At 65.9% G+C, this 21,842-nt stretch carries 22 protein-coding genes and 1 pseudogene; 10 read left to right on the top strand and 13 right to left on the bottom strand.

What is annotated here, in order from left to right:
• Window positions 1-11: 11 nt before the first annotated feature.
• Window positions 12-1,700 (bottom strand): thiamine pyrophosphate-binding protein, encoded by a 1,689-nt coding sequence (locus tag ACSBP4_RS08030; protein WP_435551867.1) that lies wholly within the window; start codon window positions 1,698-1,700, stop codon window positions 12-14.
• Between the two features lie 95 nt (window positions 1,701-1,795).
• Here ACSBP4_RS08030 and ACSBP4_RS08025 point away from each other — a divergent pair, with 95 nt between their 5' ends.
• Window positions 1,796-2,656, top strand: a complete 861-nt coding sequence (locus ACSBP4_RS08025; protein ID WP_435551866.1) for a UbiA family prenyltransferase — start codon at window positions 1,796-1,798, stop codon at window positions 2,654-2,656.
• A gap of 21 nt (window positions 2,657-2,677) precedes the next feature.
• Here the strand turns inward: ACSBP4_RS08025 and ACSBP4_RS08020 are convergent, their stop codons facing one another.
• Both ACSBP4_RS08020 and ACSBP4_RS08015 read right to left on the bottom strand, forming a co-directional pair.
• Complete coding sequence (locus ACSBP4_RS08020) at window positions 2,678-2,881, bottom strand: hypothetical protein (protein WP_435551995.1); 204 nt, start codon at window positions 2,879-2,881, stop codon at window positions 2,678-2,680.
• A 157-nt stretch (window positions 2,882-3,038) separates the two neighbouring features.
• A complete protein-coding gene (locus ACSBP4_RS08015; protein WP_049966755.1) occupies window positions 3,039-3,314 on the bottom strand; it encodes an amphi-Trp domain-containing protein in 276 nt (91 codons plus the stop codon).
• A gap of 385 nt (window positions 3,315-3,699) precedes the next feature.
• Between ACSBP4_RS08015 and ACSBP4_RS08010 the strand changes: the two genes are divergently transcribed.
• Window positions 3,700-4,188, top strand: coding sequence for a type II toxin-antitoxin system death-on-curing family toxin (locus tag ACSBP4_RS08010; RefSeq protein WP_435551865.1), 489 nt, complete (start codon window positions 3,700-3,702; stop codon window positions 4,186-4,188).
• A gap of 25 nt (window positions 4,189-4,213) precedes the next feature.
• Window positions 4,214-4,354, top strand: a complete 141-nt coding sequence (locus tag ACSBP4_RS08005; protein WP_224214673.1) for a hypothetical protein — start codon at window positions 4,214-4,216, stop codon at window positions 4,352-4,354.
• A 21-nt stretch (window positions 4,355-4,375) separates the two neighbouring features.
• Here ACSBP4_RS08005 and ACSBP4_RS08000 read toward each other — a convergent pair whose 3' ends face one another.
• Window positions 4,376-5,554 (bottom strand): redox-regulated ATPase YchF, encoded by a 1,179-nt coding sequence (locus ACSBP4_RS08000; protein WP_435551864.1) that lies wholly within the window; start codon window positions 5,552-5,554, stop codon window positions 4,376-4,378.
• 203 nt (window positions 5,555-5,757) lie between these two features.
• Window positions 5,758-6,486, bottom strand: a complete 729-nt coding sequence (locus tag ACSBP4_RS07995) for a GNAT family N-acetyltransferase (protein ID WP_006650794.1) — start codon at window positions 6,484-6,486, stop codon at window positions 5,758-5,760.
• Between the two features lie 178 nt (window positions 6,487-6,664).
• Here ACSBP4_RS07995 and ACSBP4_RS07990 point away from each other — a divergent pair, with 178 nt between their 5' ends.
• Window positions 6,665-7,114, top strand: coding sequence for a hypothetical protein (locus ACSBP4_RS07990; RefSeq protein WP_006650793.1), 450 nt, complete (start codon window positions 6,665-6,667; stop codon window positions 7,112-7,114).
• Window positions 7,115-7,142: 28 nt separating this feature from the next.
• Here ACSBP4_RS07990 and ACSBP4_RS07985 read toward each other — a convergent pair whose 3' ends face one another.
• The 3 genes from ACSBP4_RS07985 to ACSBP4_RS07975 form a co-directional block, all read right to left on the bottom strand.
• Window positions 7,143-7,700 carry a DUF7344 domain-containing protein gene (locus ACSBP4_RS07985; RefSeq protein WP_006650792.1) on the bottom strand — a complete coding sequence of 186 codons (558 nt, stop codon included), beginning with the start codon at window positions 7,698-7,700 and terminating at the stop codon, window positions 7,143-7,145.
• Window positions 7,701-8,098: 398 nt separating this feature from the next.
• Window positions 8,099-8,806: a helix-turn-helix domain-containing protein gene (locus ACSBP4_RS07980; protein WP_006650791.1), complete on the bottom strand. Its 708-nt coding sequence runs from the start codon at window positions 8,804-8,806 to the stop codon at window positions 8,099-8,101.
• Between the two features lie 368 nt (window positions 8,807-9,174).
• Window positions 9,175-10,098 carry an A/G-specific adenine glycosylase gene (locus ACSBP4_RS07975; protein WP_435551863.1) on the bottom strand — a complete coding sequence of 308 codons (924 nt, stop codon included), beginning with the start codon at window positions 10,096-10,098 and terminating at the stop codon, window positions 9,175-9,177.
• 113 nt (window positions 10,099-10,211) lie between these two features.
• On the opposite strand from ACSBP4_RS07975, the gene ACSBP4_RS07970 reads away from it, so the two are divergent.
• Entirely contained in the window at window positions 10,212-10,535 is a 324-nt protein-coding gene (locus ACSBP4_RS07970) for a hypothetical protein (RefSeq protein WP_435551862.1), read from the top strand.
• A 141-nt stretch (window positions 10,536-10,676) separates the two neighbouring features.
• Window positions 10,677-10,805 (top strand): hypothetical protein, encoded by a 129-nt coding sequence (locus ACSBP4_RS07965; protein ID WP_006650788.1) that lies wholly within the window; start codon window positions 10,677-10,679, stop codon window positions 10,803-10,805.
• A gap of 151 nt (window positions 10,806-10,956) precedes the next feature.
• Here the strand turns inward: ACSBP4_RS07965 and ACSBP4_RS07960 are convergent, their stop codons facing one another.
• The 3 genes from ACSBP4_RS07960 to ACSBP4_RS07950 all read right to left on the bottom strand — a co-directional run bounded on the left by ACSBP4_RS07960 (window position 10,957) and on the right by ACSBP4_RS07950 (window position 13,819).
• Window positions 10,957-11,343 (bottom strand): MaoC family dehydratase, encoded by a 387-nt coding sequence (locus tag ACSBP4_RS07960; RefSeq protein WP_006650787.1) that lies wholly within the window; start codon window positions 11,341-11,343, stop codon window positions 10,957-10,959.
• A gap of 180 nt (window positions 11,344-11,523) precedes the next feature.
• Window positions 11,524-11,814 (bottom strand): amphi-Trp domain-containing protein, encoded by a 291-nt coding sequence (locus ACSBP4_RS07955; protein WP_006650786.1) that lies wholly within the window; start codon window positions 11,812-11,814, stop codon window positions 11,524-11,526.
• 97 nt (window positions 11,815-11,911) lie between these two features.
• Window positions 11,912-13,819: a DHH family phosphoesterase gene (locus ACSBP4_RS07950; protein WP_435551861.1), complete on the bottom strand. Its 1,908-nt coding sequence runs from the start codon at window positions 13,817-13,819 to the stop codon at window positions 11,912-11,914.
• Between the two features lie 403 nt (window positions 13,820-14,222).
• Between ACSBP4_RS07950 and ACSBP4_RS07945 the strand changes: the two genes are divergently transcribed.
• The 3 genes from ACSBP4_RS07945 (at window position 14,223) to ACSBP4_RS07935 (ending at window position 19,377) form a co-directional block, all read left to right on the top strand.
• Window positions 14,223-18,287: a hypothetical protein gene (locus ACSBP4_RS07945; RefSeq protein ID WP_435551860.1), complete on the top strand. Its 4,065-nt coding sequence runs from the start codon at window positions 14,223-14,225 to the stop codon at window positions 18,285-18,287.
• A 72-nt stretch (window positions 18,288-18,359) separates the two neighbouring features.
• Window positions 18,360-18,854: a Mov34/MPN/PAD-1 family protein gene (locus ACSBP4_RS07940; RefSeq protein ID WP_006650783.1), complete on the top strand. Its 495-nt coding sequence runs from the start codon at window positions 18,360-18,362 to the stop codon at window positions 18,852-18,854.
• Between the two features lie 94 nt (window positions 18,855-18,948).
• On the top strand, window positions 18,949-19,377 hold the full coding sequence (locus tag ACSBP4_RS07935) for an adenylyltransferase/cytidyltransferase family protein (RefSeq protein ID WP_049966747.1): 429 nt from the start codon (window positions 18,949-18,951) through the stop codon (window positions 19,375-19,377).
• Between the two features lie 15 nt (window positions 19,378-19,392).
• On the opposite strand, the gene ACSBP4_RS07930 is transcribed toward ACSBP4_RS07935, so the two are convergent.
• Window positions 19,393-19,548: a hypothetical protein gene (locus tag ACSBP4_RS07930; protein WP_162834903.1), complete on the bottom strand. Its 156-nt coding sequence runs from the start codon at window positions 19,546-19,548 to the stop codon at window positions 19,393-19,395.
• Between the two features lie 125 nt (window positions 19,549-19,673).
• A complete protein-coding gene (ilvD, locus tag ACSBP4_RS07925) occupies window positions 19,674-21,401 on the bottom strand; it encodes a dihydroxy-acid dehydratase (protein ID WP_049966746.1) in 1,728 nt (575 codons plus the stop codon).
• A gap of 203 nt (window positions 21,402-21,604) precedes the next feature.
• Here ilvD and ACSBP4_RS07920 point away from each other — a divergent pair.
• A pseudogene (locus ACSBP4_RS07920) lies at window positions 21,605-21,842 on the top strand (beta-ribofuranosylaminobenzene 5'-phosphate synthase family protein); the annotation flags it as partial.

The raw sequence follows: 21,842 nt of genomic DNA, 5'->3' as shown, positions 1-21,842 counted from the left end.
GGATCGACGTCTCAGTCCTGTACCAGTACGTCCAGTACGTCCGTCCCCTCGCGGTTCAGCGCCGCCTCGAGCGCGCCCTCGATTCCGTCGGGCGTCTCGACGAGTTCGGCTCGCGCGCCGTGGCTCTCTGCGTTTTTGACGAGGTCGACGTTCGGTTCGAAGTCCATGCCGACGAAGTCGTAGTCGTCTTCCTCGCCGCCCATGATCGCCAGCGTGTTGTCCTTGAGGATGCGGTAGTTGCGGTTGTCCGAGATGACGACGGTCAGGTCGAGATCGTAGCGGGCGGCGCTGTAGATCGAGTGGGGGTAGTACTGGTAGGAGCCGTCGCCGATGAACCCGACCACGTCCCGGGGATCGTCGTGCTGTTCCTCGGCAACCGCGGCACCGACCGCGGCGGGCAGCCCGTAGCCGAGCCCGCCGCCCTTGTTCGAGATGTACTGCTCGGGGCCGAGGTCCCACCGGGTCAGCATGGCGTACTTCGAGGTGACGCCCTCGTCGACGATCGCGGCGTCGCCCGCAACCCGCTCCATCGCATCGACCAGCTGGGCCTTCGAGGCCCGTGGATCGTCCCCGTCGGCCTCGCCGTAGCCGGCCATCTGGGACTCGACCATCTCCTTGACCTCGGCGACTCCCTCGAGGCGGTCGGCGACGACGTCCTCGGAGAGCTTCGTTTGGACGCGCTCGGCGATGCCCTGCATGACGAGCCCCGGATCGCCGATCACGGCCGCGTCGGCGGGCTGGTTCTTCCCGACCTGCCAGCTGTCGTCGGAGAGGTGGATGCAGGTCGTGTCGGGATCGACCAGCGCCTCCTCGTGGCGGGTCAGCGTCGTGTTGGTCGAACAGCCCGCGAAGAGTATCGTATCGGTATCCATCAGCATCGCGGCCAGCTCCTCGTTGGTCGGCAGGTACGAGACCCACTGCTCGTGGTCGGTCGGGAAGTCCACCTCGCAGGCGAGGATCTCCCCGTGGACGCGGGCCCCCGTCGCCTCCGCGAGGTCGACCGCCGCGGCGACGGCGTCGGCCCCCGACCGGGCGACGTGGTCGCCGACGACGATCACCGGATCGTCGGCCTCGGCTAACAGTTCCGCCGCGCGCTCGAGCTGGCCGGGATCACCGCTGCCGGCGTTGGGGATCGGGCCCAGCCGTTCCGGTTCGGCGTCGGTTTCGGCCAGCATCACGTCCAGCGGCAGCCCGAGGAAGACCGGTCCCGTCGGCGGGGTCATCGCGACGCGGAACGCGCGCCGGAGCATCGTCGGCAGCGCCGACACGTCGAGCACCTCGTCGGACCACTTGCAGTACTCGCGGGCCATGTCCGCGAGCCGGCCCGAGAGGATCGGCTCCTCGTGGCGGAAGTCGGTGCTGTGATTGCCCGCGGTCACGACCAGCGGCGCGCCGGTGATCTTTGCCGCGTAGAGGTTGCCCAGCCCGTGGGCCAGCCCCGGCGCGATGTGGAGGTTCGCCACCCCGACCGGCGTGATCGAGTCGTCGTGGTGGGCGTGGTACCGCCGGCGCTGTGCGTAGCCGCCGGCCATCCCCACAGCGATGTCCTCGTGGAGGCCGAGCCGGTACTCGAGGTCGCTGTCGCCGATCGCGTCCATGATCGGGAGTTCGGTCGTCCCCGGGTTGCCGAAGACGTAGTCGACGCCGTAGGTCTCGAGAGCGTCAGTGAAGAGATCCGCGCCAGTATACTCGTCCGTCATGCTCGCTCGTGGTACGGCACACCACATCAAATTGTGTGTTTCGGAACCTCGGTGCCCGCCCGAGGTATTATCCGTCGGTTCGTTGTCGTCCGGGTATGGCTCTCGCGAGAGACGGGACGGGTTCGGGCGCGGTCGCTCGAGCGTACTGGTCGCAGGTCCATCCCGTCTTCATGACGCCGCCGATCGCCGCGTCGCTGTTCGGCGCGATCCTCGCGGGGAGCGTCGACCCGGTTCTCGCAGCGGTCCACGTCGTCGCGATGTTCGCGGCGGTCTACACGGCCCACGTCAAAGACGGCTACGTCGACTTCCACGTCCGCGGGGAGGACGACGACCACCCGCTGACCGAACGGGGCTGTCGGCTCGGCCTCGCGGCGTCGACGGCGGTGTTCGCGGGCTGTTGTCTCCTGCTCGCGGCGCTGGTCGACGTCCTCGTGCTGGCGGTCGTGGTTCCGACGTGGCTGATCGCCTACCACCACGCACCCCAGCTCGACACGAACCCCGTGACGGCGACGACCGGCTATCCGCTCGGCATCGCCCTCTCGATCCTCGGCGGGTTCTACGTACAGGCCGGGACGATCACCGCCATCTCGCTCGGCTTCGCCGTCGTCTTCCTGACGCTGCTGTCGGGCGTCAAAGTGATCGACGACGCACAGGACTACGCGTACGATCGCTCGATTCGGAAGCGAACGGTCGCGGTCGCCGTCGGTCCCGACCGTGCCTACACCGTCGCCTACGGGCTGATGACCGCGGCGCTGGTCGCCGTCGCCGCGTTCGCCATCCTTCGGATCTTCCCGCTGACCGCGCTGCTGGCGGTGGTGGCTTTCGCTGCGGTCGCCGCCGTCGCGCGCCGGGCCGATCCGGAACTCGCAACCATGCTGCTCGTCCGGGGCTCGTACGTCTTCCTGGCGGTTCTCGTCGCCGCCGTCCGGTTCGATCCGCTCGGCCGGCTGGTCTGAGGGCCCGTCGACGGGACCGCCCTACAGCGATTCCCGGAAGCCACAGCGAGGACAGTACATGCAGCCGTCCCTGACCAGCGTGTAGCTCCCGTCACAGCGACTGCACTGACAGCCCAGCGAGCAGCCGACCTCGCGCGCGAGACCGGCGACCGTGGTCCGAAACAGGCGCTGCTGGCGTTCGGCCGCCTCGAGTCGCTCCTCGAGGGTGGCCAACCGTGCCGCCATCGCTCGGTCGCGTCGGGACTCGGAAACGCCCGTGTGACGTGGGGTCATGCGGGGTGTAGGTCGCCGTCGGAGAAAAGCACGACCCTACCCAACAGCGATCGCGATAGTCCGTGCCGTCGTCGGTATCGACCGCCCGGAGAATCCGACCAGAGCGCCGCTACTCGGCTTCGCTCTCTTCGGTTCCCTCCGTGGTTTTCGGCGGCTTCCAGTCGAGTTTGACCGTGACCGTCTCGCGCTGGCCGCGCAGGATCGAGGAGCGCTCGCGGACGCCGACCTCGTAGGCGATCGACTCCGAGGGCGTGAGATCGACCGTTTTGTTCCCCGTACGGACCGATGTTGCTCCGGTCCCATCGATCTCGTCGGCCAGCGCTCGCAGTCGTTCGGCGGCCTCTTCGCGGGTGACTTCGTCGGCGGAAAGGGTCTTGTCCACCATATCGGACCCAACCACGTTTCGCGGGATAAATAGCACACCCAATGGCGTATCGGTCATAGATGTACAAAAATACATAATAAAACTGCATTCACACCCACTCGATTAATTCACGACCGACTATCAGTTCCCGACGGACTGACTCCGAACCGACCCGACGATACCCGGCCCGATCCGACCCGGTTCGCTACAGCGGTAGCGAGGCGAACGCCGACGGCGTTCGCCGCGGAAGAGCAATACCGTTCTATCTACGCCGGTTTCGTCGCTCCGTCAGTTGATGCTCACGATCTTGATCAGCACTTCTGCGTACACAACGGATAGATACAGCCAAACTCCGTGCGCTGCAATAGCAAGGATTACCTCGGGTGCAGTCTGATTGAACGAACGAATGGCAGACTCGCTCTGGTATCCGTCAGTGGGCGACGTTCTCGCCATCCACGACGACATCGTCTCGGAGTACTCTGACACGCATGCTGGCGTCCAGAATCGTGGCGATATCGAGTTTGCCCTGAACTACATCGAGAGTGGGAGTTTCGGGACGGTGCCCGAAACGATTCACGAGAAATCATTTCACCTCCTCAGACTGTTGGTGGCGAACCACCCGTTCGTCGATGCGAACAAACGCACCGCGCTCAACACGACGGTCGTGTTCTACTTCCTCAACGGATATCGGTTCACGTACGACAACGAGATCAGGACGATCCTCAAGCAGTTCGGCACCGATCAGACGACCGTCGAAGAAGCAGAAACCATCGAATACCTTCGTTCTCATACTGGAGAAATCGACCTCGTCGGAGAGATCGAACAGTGGCGTGATGATCTCATCCAGTACGGACTGGACGAACTGATCGGTGATTCGTCTAACCCGAACGATTAACCGCAGTCGGGGCGATACACCAGATATGGCGACCGAGGAAAGTTCAGAGTCCGATTCTCCCCTCGATGAAGTAATGGACGACATCCGACGAGAACTCGTCCAGCGGGTGGCAGCAGCTGACCGGGACGCGAACCGCGAAATCTACGACGCCCTCGAAAACGAGTAACGCGCTTCGACTCTACTGTTATCAGTTCGTACTCACGATCTTGATCACGTCGCCCTCCTCGAGTTCGTACTCCTCGCTGATCTCGCGGTTCGATTTCGCGTTCACGGCGTGGAGGTAGCCGTCGCCGATGTCGGAGTGGACGCTGTAGGCGAGGTCGACCGGGGTCGAGCCCTCGGGCAGGAGGAAGGCGTCGGGGAGGACGTTGCCGCTGCCGTCGGACCACTTCGAGGCGTCCTCGACCGGGTAGGCGGTGAGGTGATCGAGCAGGTCGTAGACGGCGTGGTCGAGTGCCGCCTGCACGCCGGTACCGCCCCACTCGGTCATGGTGTCTGCCAGTCCCTCGAGGGCCTCGCGCTGGGCGTCGTTGACGTCGTCGCCGACCTCGAGCGTCTCGTCGCCGGGATCGTAGTCGACCAGCCCGTTCTCGGCGGCCCGGCGCAAGGCGAGTTCGCCCTCCGCCGTGGTCGGGATCACGGGCTTGTCCAGGTCCAGCAGGCGCTCGACGTTCTCCTCGGGTGCGACGTCGATCTTGTTGGCCGCGACGACGATCGGTTTCGTTCGCTCGCGGACCAGTCGTGCGAGTTCCTCGCGGTGGTCGTCGTCCCACTGGATCGGGTCGTCGGGATAGTCCAGTTCCCGCAGGACCGTCGCGATCTGCTTGGGAGAGGCACCGAAGCCCGAGAGCATGTCCGCCAGCGCGTCGTCGATGTCGAAGTCCGGGGAGCGCGATTTGCGCTCGACGGACTCCCAGTTGCGGTCGACGATGCCGGCCAGCCAGAGATCCATCTCCTCCTCGATGAAGTCGATGTCCTCGAGCGGGTCGTGGTCGCCGATATCGACCGGTTCGCCCTTCTCGTTGGTGCCGCCGGAGGCGTCGACGACGTTGACGATCACGTCCGCGTTCGTCAGTTCGTCGAGGAACTGATTGCCCAGTCCCTTCCCCTCGTGAGCGCCGGGGACCAGCCCCGCGACGTCCAGCAGTTCGATCGGCACGTAGCGCTTGCCGTCCTCGCAGTTCTCGGCGTTACAACGGTCCTCGCGCTCGAGGCAGGGACACTCGGTCCGGACATAGCTCACCCCGCGGTTGGCGTCGATCGTCGTGAACGGATAGTTGGCGACGTCGACCTCCGCCATCGTCGCCGCGGTGTAGAACGTGGACTTGCCGGCGTTCGGTTTCCCGGCAAGCGCGATCGAAAGCATGCCTCCCGATAGCGCCGTCCGGAGGAATTGTCTTTCGATTCGACCGACCTCGGCGGTCACTCGCGTCGGTCGGGCCGGCGGAAGCGGCGGACACGTCGCGTACGGCGGTCGATTCCCCTCGTCCCCCGTACTCGAACCGCGTGGGGGGCACGTCGTGCGTTCTACCCCGTTTCGGGGGCGGTCAGATAAATCGGGCTGTCAACTCAGAGTTCGACAGCCATCATTACCTCGTCGACGTAGTGGCCGTTGAGTTTGTAGTGGTCCTCGCGGACGGCTTCCGTCTCCCAGCCGTGACCCTCGAGGAAGGCGATCGCCCCCTCGTTGGTCGAGGGAACGCTCTGGTAGAGCTTCTCGTAGCCGTTCGAACCGGCCCACTCGAGCCCCCGGGAGAGGAGATGCGAGCCGATGCCGTGGCCACGGTACTCCTCCAAGACGCCGACGGTGAGTTCGGCGGTGTGGCTCAACTTGTCGATTTCGGGCGCATAGAGGTGGACCCAGCCAACGACGTCGTCCTCGACGGTGGCGACGAAGAACATCCGCGACTCGAGTTCGTTGTGGCGGAGCAGGGCCTCCTCGTGATCGATCTCGTCGGCGACGCTCTCGGCCTCGATGTAGGTTCGTTCCTCGGCAACTTGCCGGATCGCGCCGACGATCCCCGTCAGGTCCTCCTGGCGGGCGGGTCGGATGTGGAACTCGAGGTCCGCCGAGACGTACTCCTCCTCGGCACCGGCGTCGATCGTCACCCGGAGTTTGCCGTCGCCTTTCTCGAGTCGCCCGTCGCGTTTGAGGATCGCGACGTGGTGTCGGAAGCCGCTCGGATCGATCCCCAACCGTTCCCGCGTGTCGTCGGGATCGACCGCGCCGTGTCGCTCGACGTACTCGTAGATCCGTTTGCGGTCCTCGTGACCGAACTCGAGTGTCTCAGTGGCCATGGCACTCGCTACCACGAACCAATACTTAATCCTTGCCTGGCGGATACGACCGGTCCCCGGCGTGACCTTAAGCCGGCAACTGGTACAGCCGGCCCCCCTTGCACCGGGAGTCCATCGATCCGATCGCGTGAGACGATCGCCGCCCGGTTCCCGGCGGCAGACGTGTCGCGCGCTCCCCATGATCGGATCGGACGTGGTGGTTGCTGGATCGGCCCTCGCGATCGCGGTAGCGGTCGGACTGGTCGCCCACGAATGGTCACACGCCGCGGTTCTGCGGCTCGCACGCGTCGAGTACGCCGTCTCCTACTTTCCCGGTCGTGCCGACGGCCTCGTCGCACTGGTCACGACACGGCCGTGGGCCGCCGTCCACCCCCGACCGACCGGTACCGAACCGCCCTGGGCACTCCGCCTCGCGGCGCTCGCGCCCGCCCTGCTCGCCGTGCCCGTCTTCGGACTGGGACTGTCCGGCCACCTGACCACGGAGACGCCGGTCGTCGCCGCGGCGGCGATCGGGTGGCTCGCCTGTGCCCTGCCCAGTCCGCAGGACTTCTCGGTCGCCTTTCACGCCGGCCGACTCCTCGAGCGGTCCCGAGAGCGGACCGGAACGGCCCACTCCCGCGCCGACTGACGGTCGTCGCCGGGTCGTTCCCGTCGCTCTACGAGTCGGTCCACGCGTGTGCGGCCGTTACGGCTGCGAACGAACCCAAAACGAGTCCCGCGGCGACGAGCCCGTCGATCGGAGCGAGCCCGGCCGCCACCGCGCCGAGGAACACAGTACCGAGCCCGACGGTCGCCCCGTACCGGCGGGGCCACGGGTCGCTCGAGTCCGTTTCGGTCGGCCCCTCGAGATACGGCTCGAGCTGACCGGTCCGCGGCGTCGAGTCGACCCGGCCGCGATCCTTGTCGTACTCGATGATCCCGTGATTGTCGAGTTTCGGCAGGTGGGATTGGTACAGCGAGATATAGACGCGCTGGCGTTCATCGGATCGGAGTTCCTCGACGGTCGTCTCCTGTTCCCAGGCGGCGACCTGTTCGGCGAGTTCGCGCAGTCGGACCGGCCCCTCGGCGTCCCGCAGGTATCGCAGGACGTCCCGGCGACGCTTCGTCTGGAGGAGGTGATGGACGTCGTCCAGTGACAGTTCGGCGGGGATCGCCCCTCCGTCCGCGTCTCGGGCGGCATCACCGGGGTCGTCGGTCCGGCCGCGATCGATCACGTTCGTGTGATTGTATACCAGGCGGACGGATAAACATACTGACCTCGACGGTGTGTCTCGGTGATTGACGGCAAAAGCGAACGCTCGGGTCGTGAACGACCCGGAGCGGCCGACAGCAACGCGGTCATACAGCCACGAATGACCGCGAATCGTGATTGAGTACGGGTGATCTACCGGCGCTCACAGCGACGGTCGGTCGTCGGGCGGTCGGCGTCTCGCCGACATAACCCTCATTGGGCCATCGGGCAATAAATCTATCTATTGGAACAAGAACGTCATTGTCTGCCGATAGAAAGAGGGCGTATTGGGTATTACTTGACGAGATATGTTTCACTCAGGAACCTACGAGCGCAGAGGAGCGGGAAAACTGCTAGCGTGTCGACCGAGGCCCGGCGGACTCAGGGATCGATCGCCATCGGTGCGGTCCGCTCGGAGAGTTCGGCGCTGACCAGAGCCGCGTGGCTTCGGCGGAGTCGTTCGGACAACGCCTGATGGGAGACGTCGAGTTCGGCCGCCAACTCCTTGAGCGTCACCCCCCTCGGCACGTCGAAATACCCCAGTTCGTGGGCCTTGCAGATCGTCTCGTACTGGGTTTCGGTCAGGGGAGTCTGTGCGCTCGCGAGGTCGTCGACGCCGCTGATCCGGGTGACGGTCGCCCGGTATTCGTATTGCTCGAGCAGGTCGTGACACGCCGACACCGACTCCCGATCGTGAAAGAGCAGTTTCACCAGCCACCGACCGTTCCGTCCCCGAGCGGTCAGGATCGCGCCGTCGTTGTCGGTCACGATCTCGGTAAACAGTTTCGCCGCGTCCCCGAACTCGGTCCTGAACAGCCAGCGATCGCCCGGGCCGACGTCCGTCCCGGCGCCGTCGGACGCGCCGGTCGGCGACTCCCCGCCGTCGCCGAGGCTGGCGATTACGTCGACCGACGGATCGGCCTCGAGCGCCCGAGCGACGGCGTCCCGATCCGGACCGCCGGCCCAGATCAGCGGCGGCGAGTCACCGATCATCCCCCCGACCTGAAACTCGAACGTCGATACCCGATCGAAGGTCCGGTCAAAGCCGAGTCGCGCTGCCGGAATCTCGAGTTCGACGACTGTGGTCATCACCGAACCCCACCACGAAGACGTATAGACGGATTTCGCTACCGGTAGCCTTTCCCGCCACCCAAATCGGATGACTGTCATGTCGAATCCAATTTCAGCCGGGACGATATGCGGGGTATGACCGTGTTATAGGAGACTACCGGCCATTTGTGTGTGAATTTTAACACTCTCATCGGGGTGCGACTCTCTACGAAGAGACGAAACGACATCGATGCGTTCTCAATTCCTGTAATTTCCGGTCAAGTACAAGTCCCTCCGTGTCTTCCTTCTAGGTGGCCAAGAACCGATATTTGGCTGACAGGGAATACGAAACCACGGCGCTCCGTCGCCGCCGTTCTCGCCGATTTCTCCACACGATCGGCACGTAACTACCGTCGCAGCCGAGCGACGGGTCCGTCCGCACCGTCGCGGTCGAACTCGACCAGCCCGTCGGCCTCGAGGTCCTCGAGCAGGCCGGTCAGCCACTCACGGCCGTACTCGCCGTCGGGGACGTAGTCGACGCGGATGCGGTGGCCGAGCGTATCGATCTCGAGTTCGCCGTGTTCGCGGAGGGTGCCGATCACTCGACCGCGGAACTGCCGGCGGCTCCCCTCGAAACTCGGCTGGGTCGGGACGTCGGGGGCGGTGAAGTCGCCGCTGGCGTAGGCCGAACACCATTCGCGCCACGGACAACCGGCTTCGTCGCACGTCGGCGTCTGTTCGCAGGCGACCCCGCCCAGTTCCATGATCGCGTTGTTCCAGACTCGCGACTCGCCGTCGGGCATGAGATCGTTCGCCGCGTCCTCGAAGACCGCGTCGTCATCGGGCACGTCGAACGCCCGATAGAGGACTCGCTTGACGTTGGTGTCGACGACCGCGTCCCCGTTGTTGAACGCGAAGCTCGCGACCGCGTTGGCCGTGTACGGACCGACGCCCATCAGTTCCTGTAGCTCCGCGGGGGTCTCCGGAAAGTCGCCGTCGTACTCCTCCTCGACCTGCCGAGCCGCCTCGTGGAGGTACTTGGCTCGGTTGTTGTAGCCCAGACTGTGGTCCGTCCAGAAGCCAACCACGTCCGCCCGGTCGGCCGCCGCGAGGGCGGCTGTCGTCGGCCAGCGCTCGAGGAACCCCTCCCAGGCCTCGACGACCCGACCGAGCTGGGTCTGCTGGCTCATCACTTCGCTGACGAGGATTTCATAGGGGTCGTCGGTCCGCCGCCACGGGAACTCCCGATGGTCGTCCTCGTACCACGCGATCAGCGCCTCGCGAACGGCCTCGCGGTCGTCGGGGAGCTGCGCCCCATCCCCTGCTGTCATCGGCTGGGGTTACGCCGTCGGCTGTAAGTCAGTGTCGCAATGGGGCGGCCCCCGGCGACGTGGTCCGACTCGAACTGGAAAGGCCTATCCGGCCCGCTCGAGTCCGCACGGGTATGACCCTCGACGATCTCAACGACGACGTAACGGCCACCTACACCGACATCGGCGACGAACTGGCGCTCTCGCTGGACCGCGAGACGCGCAACGAACTCGCCTTGCTCGAGACGGCCCTCGAGCCCGAGGAAACCGACGAACTCGTCCGGCGGGCGATCCACATGCTCTTTCAGTCGACCGTCGACACCGGGAAACTCGACTTCCAGCTGCGGACGGCCTACGACGTGACCTACGACGAGTACCTCTCGGGGATGACCTTCGAGGAGATGACCGGTGCGGACCAGTACCCCTCGATGGACGACGAGCGACGCTACCAGTTCTGAATTCGCGTGTCCGTCGCCAGCCGGCGACCGATCGGAATTTACGACGTTCAGGCCGCTGAACTACTATGAGTCATAGGAACACGATATGATTTCACCGTCATAATAGGTGAGCTTATCAGCGCTCGGCTCCTCGGATCGCACATGGCAATCTCCCAGCATTCACTCGAATCCGAATACCAGTGTCCCGACTGTTCGGGTGCGCTCTCGACCCGATACGAATCGCTCGTCTGTGACGACTGCGGCTACACGCCGCGTCACGGTGCCGACTGATCGGTCCGCGACAGTGTCGTAATCGAATCGATGACCGACCGCCCGGTTTTCAGTTCCCTCCACGCTCGAGAGAGTCCGCTCAGCAGTCGGGACGTTTCACGCCGCAGTCGGTGCGAACCCGGGCGCTCGATCCGCTCGGACCTTGCTCGAGTCACTCGTCTTTCCAAATGAGGCCTTCAGTCTCCGCGGTCAGGACGGTCTCACCGGCCGCGTTCTCACAGACGACGTCCGAGACGAATTCGTACCGGTCATCTCGTTCTCTAACGGTGTCGAACGTCGAGCGACACGTGATCGGTTCGCCGGTGTAGACCGGCTGGTGGAAGTTAAACTCCATCGTACTGGCCAACACTTCGTTATCGCTCCCGAGTTTCGTTGGCAGCGTCGCGGTCAACAACCCCTGGACCATCACTCGTCCATCGTCGTCCGGCTCGGTGTGGCGCGGTTGGTCGTCACCGGTGAGGTCCGCGAACCGCTGTACGTCGTCGACCGTGAACGTTCGCTCGAACGTCCTCGTCTCGCCCTCGGTTGGGTGCGTCATCGGAACTGATCTCCGCGTTGAAACTACAACAAAATAGCGGTGCCGGGACGACGCGTCGGCTGCGACCGTTTCGCCACGGTCCTCGCTCGCTCGAGTCACGCGCGGAATCCGGATCGTAACGGCCGTTCGTGTCCGCTCCGATCTCGGACAACTCTCTCGGGAACTCCGTCTGCTAATCGCTCACTCGATTTCCAACTGGCCGCCGCTCCCGCCGTCCCCCTCGTTGCCGTCCTCGTTCCATTCGAGTTCGAACTCGACACTCAACTCACCGGGCCCGCTCGTTGGCCCCTCGCGTTCGGCTTTGACCTCGAACGTCGGTCGGGCCGGCGGCTCCATCGTCACGGACTCGGAACCGGACTTGAGCGTGATTGCATCCCCCCGTTCGAGCTTGTCAGCAACACGCCGGAGATACGACGCGATGTCCGCTCGGCTCTGGTCGCTCTCCGATTTGAACAGGACTTCTTCGGGCATACAGCGTCGCTACACTTCCCGTCCCGATAAATGTATTCGCCGTACGTACCGCAAGTTCTACTGGACTGAAGAGGGGCTCCTGCGACCGTCGGAGCCGTCAGTCGTCGATCGGGGCCGCGCTCGAGAGCGCCTCGTCGATGTCGGCCTCGGCCATCTTCTCGACCAAGGCGTCGATCACTTCCTCGCGCTTGCCGCTGACGAACTTGATCGAGCCGACGACGAGGTGGCCGCCGCCGGAGACGCCGCCGCCCGCGATTTCGGCTTCCAGTTCCGAGACCATGTTCGGGATGTCCAGCCGGACGCCGTCACTGCGAAGCACGGCGAAGTCGGGCCCGTAGCCGACCGTGATCACCGGATCGCCGGTCTCCTCGATCTTGCGGTCGTGGATCTCGCCGGTGGTCTTGCCCGGCGCGGGGTAGGTAAAGCGGTGGGCGTAGTTCTCGACGTCGATCCGATAGAGGTGCGCGCCGTTCTCGAGGGTCTCGTGTTCGAGGTGGGGCATGGCGGCCTCGAGTTGCTCGTCGACCTCCTCGCGGCCGCGGTCGGCGAAGAACTCGACGAGTTCGCGGTGGCGATCCTCGTCGTCGCTGTCGACCTGCAGCAGGTCCTGAATCAGCTGGTCGCCGGAGTTATACCGCAGCCAGAAGGCGGCGTAGTCGAGCGCCTCGCTGAGGTCTTGCAGTCGGTTCTCGTCGTAGCCTTCTTCGGCGGCCAGTTCGAGGTAGTCGTCCATCGCGTCGGCCTTCGAGCGGTCCGAGAGGCCGGCGACGGCGGGGACGTGGCGGAGTTCCTCGCCGAGTTCGGGATAGATCATCCGCGCGAGTTCGACACAGAGCATCCCGGTGGTGATCCGGTAGTCCTCGTCGTGGAGGTAGGGATTGACGTGGGCGTCGAGCAGGTCGCCGACCGCGTCGGGATCGGGGTGGTGGTGGTCGACGGCGACGATCGGGATGTCGTAGTGGGCCAGCGTCTCGTAGGCCGGGACGTCCTCGGCCGTCGAGCCGTTGTCAAGCATCAACAGGAGGGGAAGCTGCTGGCCGTGTTTCTCGCGGTCCTCCAGGGCGAAGTTCAGGTCCCGCGTCGCGTCTTCCATCTCGTAGAACGGCGCTTTGGCCGGCAGCCGCTTGATGAGATGACGCGGCGCGTCCGCGTCCTCGTGGACATCGGCGATAAAACGCTGCAGCGCGATCTGGACGGGGACGGCGGCGCACATCCCGTCGCCGTCGGCGTGGTGGCGCACCCGGATCGGGCGTCCCTCGAGGACGGTCCGGCGAAGCAGTCGCGCGACTTCCTCGAGGTCCTCGCGGAGCTTTTCGAAGGCCGGCCAGTCGATCAGCGGCTCGACGTCGTGGGGTTCGGCGCGTTCCTCGAGGGCCGCCTCGAGGCGGTCGCGCGCCTCGTCGGCATCCTCGCCCTCGAGCGTCGAGAGCCCCTCGACCTCGATCTGGACCGAACCCTCGCGGTGTTCCGGCGTGCCGGTCACGCGGACCACGTCGCCGACCTCGACTTGCGGGTAGGCGCGGACGCCGGCTTCCTCGAAGGCGGCACAGGGGACGACGCCGTTCTCGTCGGCGACGTGGAAGATCGTCGGGCCGCCGGTCTGTTTGACCTGCGTCACCTCGCCCTCGAGGTGGATCTGGTCGCCGACCGAGGCCTCGAGGCCGTCGGTGCCGGTCAGCGAGTAGTCGCGGCTGACCGGTTCGGTCTCGTAGTCGTCGCCGACGTCGGCCGGCTCGAAGGCCATGTCGCCGTTCTCGCGGACGCTCTCGAGTTCGACGACGAGTTCGTCGCCGACGGCGTAGGTGCCCTCGAGGACGGATTCGTGGACGAGTCCGGAGACGGAATCGGAGAGATCGACGAAGACGCCGTAGTCGACGATGCCGTTAATTTCGGCAAGATAGGAGCGGCCGGTCTCAACGTCGTCAGCGGTACAATCGGGAGCGAGATCGTAAACGACGGAACCCCCGTCGTCTGCGCCGGGTTCCCCGGCGGAGTCACGCGTCATCTTGAGTCGGATTTTGGAGGTGGTCGCGTATAACCCTTGTCAAGAAGCGATGGCGACTCGCGGCGCGGATCGCATCAAGAGCCGTTCGGTGCGAGTACGTCCGCGCCGAGTGGTTCCGGGCCCGTCGCTGCTCTGCTCGGCGACGAGGCGCTGCCAACTCGTCGCCGTCGAACCCGCCTGCGGAGCGACTGCGCGAGACGTCGAGTGGCCGGGAGCGCACGGTTGCCCCTCGGTCGATGCTCTGTCGGTGCTTCTCGGTCGCGATCGGACCACCCGTACCGTCGGGGCGAGACGACGATATCACGGCAGGTATTTTATATGAGGAAGTTTAAAATGAACAAGGTATCCCGTCGGAACCGACAGGTCGCGTTTGATCGTCGGTAGCGTCGGTTAGAGTATTCGCATGGAAACCGATATACAGGAGATTAGGCCGGTTGAACTGTCTGATTCGATCGAGTCAGGTGAGGTAACCCTCGTTCTCGGCGCACCATGCGTCGGCAAGTCCCACCACGTAGCGGCCGTCGGACACACCGTCACGCGACTGCCGGCGGCCGCGGCTGTCGACGATGACGAACTGGTGATCGTCGATGACTTCGCGACCGCGATCTGCGATCTGACCGACGAAGCCTGGTCGACGTACGGTGACGAACGCAGCGAGAAATCGTTGCTCACTCGAGCGGGCGGCGCGGCGTTCGTGACCCGACCCCGAAGTTTCGACTGGCTATGCCGGTCCGAGTCGGACGTGTCCGCGGCGTTCGTCGAGGCGGTGGATACCGTTTTGATGGTCAGAACGCCGCCTGCTGCGGGTACCAACGCGATCGAAACGATTCGAGACGCCGTCGCGTCGAGGCGAACGTCCCCACTGGGTGACGAGAGACGGGCCCAGCTCGGATCGCGGATCGCGTATCCGACGTATCGGTTCGAGAGCGACCCACTCCGTGCCCGGTTGGGCTGGTACGACGCAACGGTCACTCCCGCGGCGTTTCTGTCGCTGACTTCCGCCGGATCGACGCCGGTACTCGTCGGTGCGGACGTGCGGCGAATGCTTCAGGACCGAGACGTTTCGATCGAGCCACTCGGCAACGCACTCGTCGACATCGGCCGCCCCCTGGTACCGAGTGGCGACAAACCCGGGCGACGGTTCAACGAGCGGGCCCCGCCCGTCACCGCAGCGGCGTCGCTTATCGCTGCTGCACTGGTCGATGACGCGAACTGGTTTGGGCCGCTCGTCCGGTGTCGACCACTCCCAGCGGCCGCTGAGGCCCTCGAGGCTGCGTTCGACCTCCCGCCGGGTACCGTCGGCTTCCTCCGAACGTTCGCGGCCGAACCCGCGAGGGGAGCGATTCGCGATCGACTCGCGGCTCGAGCCGACGACGAGGCCGCAATCGCCGACTTCCTCGAAGACCGGGCCGAGGCGTTCCGTACTATCGACGCGGTGTTCTCGTCGCTCGAGGCGGTCTCGACATCGCCTGAGACGTACGGTTCGTCGCCGTTGGTCAGTGCCTGGCAGTCGGAGGGGCTCGACGAACTGCGGGCAGCGGCGACGGCGCACGAACTTCCCGATCGGACCGACGGCTCGGACGGGAGCGCCGATCGACCGGGAACGGACCCGCAGTCGGACGTCGACTCCACAGCCCTGCTTGAGGCGCTCGACGGCGGGATCGTGGTCCTCACCGGGACGAAGGCGAGCGGGAAGCGACGACTCGCCTCCCGCGTCGCCGCGGAACTGAGCGACTGGGGGGCGACGATCATGCTCCCCGATCTCCGACGGCCCGATCGGGTTCGCCGCGGGATCGATGCCACGCCCGATGCCGTCGTGGTTGCGACGTACGCGGCAGAACCGGCCCAAATCGTCGGCGACGACGGCGTTCGAGCGATCGTCGACTGGGTCGACGAGGGCGTGGTTTCACTCGACGAGCCAGCCGTCCCCGCCGATCGAGACCCAGCGACGATCGCCGAAGACCTACTCGACGCGATGGACTGGAACGAGACCCAAACGCCGTCCCGCGACCCCATCGATGTCGAGCCAGTTGCCGACCAGAGTACGCTCGCGGCCGTTGCTGGCGTCCCGGACAACGCTTTGGACGAGGCGTTCCTCGGTCGGATCGTCGCCGAAACGGTCCACGGGTTCGCGACGACCCACCGGCCGAACGCGGGGTCGCCGTGGCTCGACCTCGTCGACGAACTCGTTCGCGATGTCGGGCGGAATCGGTGCGCCGATTCCGACGAGGCGATACGGTTTCGCGGCGGGGTCTACGGGACCGCGATGGCCGCCATCGCGACCGCGGATCCGACGACCGACGAGTGGATCGGTGCGATCGCACAGCACGCCGTCGCCGCCACGAACGAGACCGCGACTCCGGTGGGACGGGAATCGGTCGGCGGCGACCAAGAACCGTTCGCGACCGCGTTTGCGACGGCACTGGGGAAACTCGCACTCCCCGGGGACGAGACGAGGGTGAACATCGGTGCCGTCGCGTGCGTCGACGAGGCCCTCCACGAGGTCGTTCCGACCGACGGGTCGGACTATTGGCTTCACGTCGTGTACGGACGAACGGTGGGGGAAATCGCCCGCGAGAGCGACGACCCCGCCACGGCCGAAGCTGCCCTCGCCACCATCGAGTCGCACGTCCGACAGCACGCAAACGACATCGACGACCGGGAGACGGCACGTGTACTCGCTGGCAGCTTCGCGTCCATGCTCGGCGCTATCGCGGGCCTCGAGCGGTCTCCCGAGGAACTGCTGGCGTGGACGAACGAGTTGGAGACACGAGTCAGGGAATCGGCCACGCTGATCGTCGATCCGGACGTCCAAACGACGATGCTACAACAGGTCTACGTCGGCTCGATCGGACGATGGGCGTTCGAACACGACTGTCCAGCGGATCGGGTCGGCCCCTGGTTCGAGGCGGTCGGTCGGAGTCTGCGCCGAACCGCCGCGCTCGCGGACATCGATGACTCCGACGCGTTCGTCTCCGAGGCGTACGGACAGGCCGTTCACGCCATCGTCGCGGACGGCGACCTCGAGCGGGCCGAACTGTCGTTTGCGGGCTACGACCGGCTTGTCGACGCTGTCGCCGAGTCGGACCGCTCGGACGACGAGTGGGAGAGCCGAGCGGCCCTCCACGCCGACGCCCTCGCAGCGTTCGCCGCCGTTGAGCAGGACAACCACGAGGGCGTCAGGAGCTACCCCTACGGCCACCAGACGATTCCCTCCGAGGACGCTCTCGGATTCACGGACTGGCTCGAGTTGTACGACGACACCGTGACTCGAGGGGCGGCCGCAGACGCGTCCGGAGCGACGCTCGACTCGTATCTGGCAGCGGTTTACAGCGGTGCGCTGTCGGCGCACGTGCGGGGGTTCGACGCCGATTCGTCGACCGGTGTCACGCCTCGCAGCGAGCATACCTGGTGGACGGGGATTACTGACCGACTGACCGTCGCGGCGACGGAGGTAGTCGAAGAGCCGTACTCGTTCCTGACCGAGGTCTACGGCGACGCGGCAGTGGCCTGGGCGAACGAGGGCGACGCCAGCCGCAGTCGCGAGTGGATCGCGTCCCTCGTCGAGTCGTACCGGAGCCGTCGCGACGCGATCGACGAACCAGACCGGACGGCGTGGTTCGAGGCGTTCGCAGCCACGGACGCGGCGATTCTCGCGGCCGTACTCACGCGAACCGATACCGGCGAACGGACGCACGATCGGCTGGTCGAGACGGTGCTGTCACAGATCGAGACGGCGGCGACGGCGGCGGACAATCCGTGCCGGCCGCGGGACTACGCGGTCTCGGTATTCGGCACCGCGCTGGCGCGTGCGGCCGACGCCGAGCGCGACGCGGTCCGGTTCGGGGTCAGCGAAGTAGTGGCGACCGTGATGACGGAGTCGGCGCTCGAGTGGCTCGATGTCGACCGAACGACTTTCCTCGAGCGGATCTACGGCGACGCGTTCGCGGCGGTCGGTCGCGAACACGCCGACGGGACGAACGTGGACGAGTGGCTGGCGGCCGTCGGCGAGCGGACGGAGGTGATGGCGACGAACGCGGCATCCGACGATCCCTCGAGCGTGCTCGTCGCCGTCTCCGCTCGCGCAGTCGCTGCAGCGATCCGCGACGGAGCCGACGCGTGGTGTCGCCGCGTCGACTCGACGCTTCATGGGTGGGCGACGGGCTCGCTCGTCGACGACCCGGAGACGTTTCTGGTAACGGTCTACGCGGCGGCGATCGTCGAAGTCGCAACGGACCACGACACGGAGGTCGCGATGGAGACCTGTCTCGACGCCGTCGACGACTCGATCGCGAGGGCGACCGAGGCGGGACTCGTCCGCTCCGACGAGACACTCGAGCGTACCGTCTCGCGGGCCGCGACCGCACTGTCGACGGGCGACGGCCCGGCGGACGCGACCTCGAGAGAGTCTCTCGGTCGTGCCCTTCGAGCGGCCGACGACCGGTCGGCAACCGACGGGAAGGAGTAGGCGGCGTCGGTCGGGTCGATTCCGAACCAGCGCATCGGAACGTTTAGCAACCGCAAGGCCCCAGCGTAGACCATGGGGCTGTTCGACGCGCTGTTTCGCTCGAGCGAGATCCTCGGCATCGCGGAGGAAACGCTCGAGTTTGCCCTCGAGTCCTCCGAGGAGACTCACCCGAACGAGTACATGGGATTTCTCCGGGGGACCGAGGCCGACCGGTTGGGGCTGGACCGTGACGGGCTGGTCATCACGGACATCCTCGTGGTGCCCGGCACCGAGTCAAACAGCGTCAGCGCGACGGTCAAGACGAACCAGATTCCCAACGACGTGAAGGCGTTGGGTAGCATCCACTCCCATCCGAACGGCGTCATCAGCCCGAGTAACGCCGATCTGGACACCTTCGGTCGGGGAAGCGTTCACGTCATCATCGGCGCGCCCTACCGCCGGACCGATTGGAAGGCGTTCGATTCGAAGGGCCAGCCGACCGGACTGAACGTGATCGACGTCGACCTGCCCGAGACCGAGGACTTCTTCGATTTCACGCAGGCGGATATCGACGAGGAACTGCGATGACGAGACTCGCCATGCTCGAGACGATGCCACGTACCGGACCGACGACGGGATCGCCACGAAAACCACGTACCGCCGGATCGACCGCGGGGGCGACATGAGCCGGACCGTCATCGCGCAGGGGACCTTCGACATCATCCATCCCGGCCACGTCCACTACCTGGCGGAAGCCGCCGCGATGGGCGACGAACTCTACGTGATCGTCGCCCGCAAGACGAACGTCGATCACAAGGAGAAGCCGATCTGTCCGGCGACCCAGCGCCGGGACGTAGTCGGCGCACTCGAGTCCGTCGACGAGGCGCTGCTGGGCCACGAGGAGGACATCTTCGTCCCCATCGAGGAGATCGACCCCGACGTGATCGCGCTGGGTCACGACCAGCACCACGACGACGAGGCAATCGCGGCCGAACTCGAGCGGCGGGGGATCGACTGCGAGGTGCGCCGTGCGAGCGCCCGAGAGACCGACGACGAGCAACTGCTCTCGACCCGGCTGATTATCGATCGGGTCCTCGAGCGCCGCGGCTGAGCGGCGACGCGGAGATCAGTTCTGACGGATCACGGGCGGCGGGAGCCGCAGCGAATCGACCGTGTGTCCCGTCTCGACGAAGTGGTCGATCGCCTCTTTGGACACCTCTTTTTCGGTGTAGCCGTCGGCGGTGCTGACCTGCCAGTCGCACTCGAGACAGTATTTGCGCATGCGGGAGTCTAGCTGGTACTCGGTCTCAAGGGCGGGAAAGAGCGGTGCAGGAAATCGAAGGGACCGCCCCGCGGTCGGGACGAACACGGCCCGGACGGTGAGACGCCGCGAGCCGGTTGCGGCCGCTACTCGTCTTTGACGCCGGGGTTGGTCACGGCACCGTTGGCCGCGGAGCCAAAGGCCTGCCCGTACTTCGCCAGCACGCCGCTGGTGTACTGGCGGTCGGGCTGTTCCCGGTCCGCGAGTCGCTGCTCGATCTCTTCGTCGGAGAGGTCGACGGAGAGTTCGAGGTCGTCGATGTCGATGGTGATCGTGTCGCCGTCTTCGAGGGCGGCGATGGGACCGCCGGCCGCCGCCTCGGGGGCGACGTGGCCGATAGAGAACCCGCGGGTCGCACCGGAGAAGCGGCCGTCGGTAAAGAGCGCGACGTCCTCGGCGTGGCCCTGGCCGGCCACGGCTGAGGTGACGCCGAGCATCTCGCGCATGCCGGGACCGCCGCGGGGACCCTCGTTGCGGATCCCGATGACGTCGCCGGATTCGACGTTACCCTCCTGGACGTAGGCCATGGCCTCCTCCTCGCGCTCGAAGATCCGGACCGGTCCCTCGTGGTGGAGGTGGTCCTCGCCGGTGATCTTGATGACCGCCCCCTCGGGCGCGAGGTTGCCGGTGAGGATGCGGATGGCGCCGCGCTCGTGGATCGGGTCGTCGACGGTATGCAGGAAGTCGGCGTCGAGATCCGAAATCGCGGGCGGATCGACCCGCTCGATGGCCTCGGCCATCGTCTCGCCGGTGACCGTCAGCGCGTCGCCGTGGAGCAGGTCGGCCTCGAGCAGTTCGCGCAGGACGACCGGCACGCCGCCGACCTCGTGGAGGTCGTTCATCACGCGCTTGCCGCCGGGCTGGAGGTTGGCGATCTTCGGCGTGCGGGCGCTGATCTCGTTGAACGTCTCGATGTCTAAGTCGACGCCGGCCTCGGCGGCCATCGCCAGCAGGTGGAGGACGGCGTTGGTCGAGCCGCCGACAGCGACCTGCAGGGCGATCGCGTTCTCGAAGGAGGCCTCGCTGAGGAAGTCGGAGGGTTTCCGCCCCGCTTCGACGGCTTCGACGGCGATCTCGCCGGCCTCGCGGGCGACCTCGTAGCGCGACTCGGCTTCGGCGGGCGGGCTGGCGCTACCAAGCGGTGCGAAGCCGATCGCCTCGGAGATCGAGGCCATCGTGTTGGCGGTGAACATGCCGCCACACGAGCCCGCGCCGGGGCAGGCGTTGCGCTCCATCTCGTCGAGTTCGTCCGGGCTCATCTCGCCGTCGGCGACGGCACCGACGCCCTCGAAGAGGTTCTGGACGGTGATCTCCCGGCCCTCGTGTTCGCCGGGCATGATCGAGCCGCCGTAGAGGAAGACGCTGGGGAGATCCGTTCGAATGGCGGCCATCATCATTCCGGGCATGTTCTTGTCACAGCCGCCGATCGTGACCAGCCCGTCCATGCGCTCGCCGAACGACACCAGTTCGACGGAGTCGGCGATCACTTCCCGGGAGATCAGCGAGGCCTTCATCCCCTCGGTCCCCATCGAGATGGCGTCCGAGATCGTGATCGTCCCGAACTCGATCGGCATCCCGCCGGTGTCGTCGACGCCCTCGAGGGCGGCGTCGGCGACGTCATCCAGATGGACGTTACACGGCGTGATGTCGGCCGCGGGGTTTGGAACGCCGATCATCGGCGCGCCGAAGTCCTCGTCGTCGAACCCCATCGCACGGAACATCGCGCGGTGTGGGGCCTTGTCCGCGCCCTCGGTCACCTCGCGACTACGTAACTCCTCGTCCTTGCCGTAGTCGAATTCGGTATCGCTGCTCATGGTCTCACGTCGCATCGAAACGGTATAAGTTACCCTTTCTCGGCCAATGGTTCGGAAACTCCGAAAAAGCCGAATACGTTCGCCCGGAGGCGAACGGCGCGGATTCGGGAGCGGAACACGGGCTCGAGCGCTCAGAAGTAATCGTCAGTCATTGTCACCGTCGAAACCCCCTTCCCGGGGAGGTTCGTAGCGGGCCCACGATCATGCCGAACGCGACCGTCAGCACCGGAGCGCGACTCCACGTCGGTTTTCAGAACCTGTCGCTCGCCCGCGAGCGGCTCTACGGGGGCATCGGCGTCGGGCTCGCGGAGCCGCGGGCGACCGTCACCGCCGAACCCGCCGACGGCGTCGTGACCGACGACCCGCTCGTCGCGGAGTACGCCCGCCGCGCCGTCGACGTGCTGGATCTCCCCGGCGTCGCGGTCGCCCTCGAGGAGCGGC

This window comes from Natrinema sp. CGMCC1.2065 (assembly GCF_051225675.1).
In the GTDB taxonomy this organism is placed as follows: Archaea; Halobacteriota; Halobacteria; order Halobacteriales; family Natrialbaceae; genus Natrinema; species Natrinema thermotolerans.
Note: the sequence above shows the minus strand (reverse complement) of the source record. Positions and strands in the feature narration are given on the sequence as shown.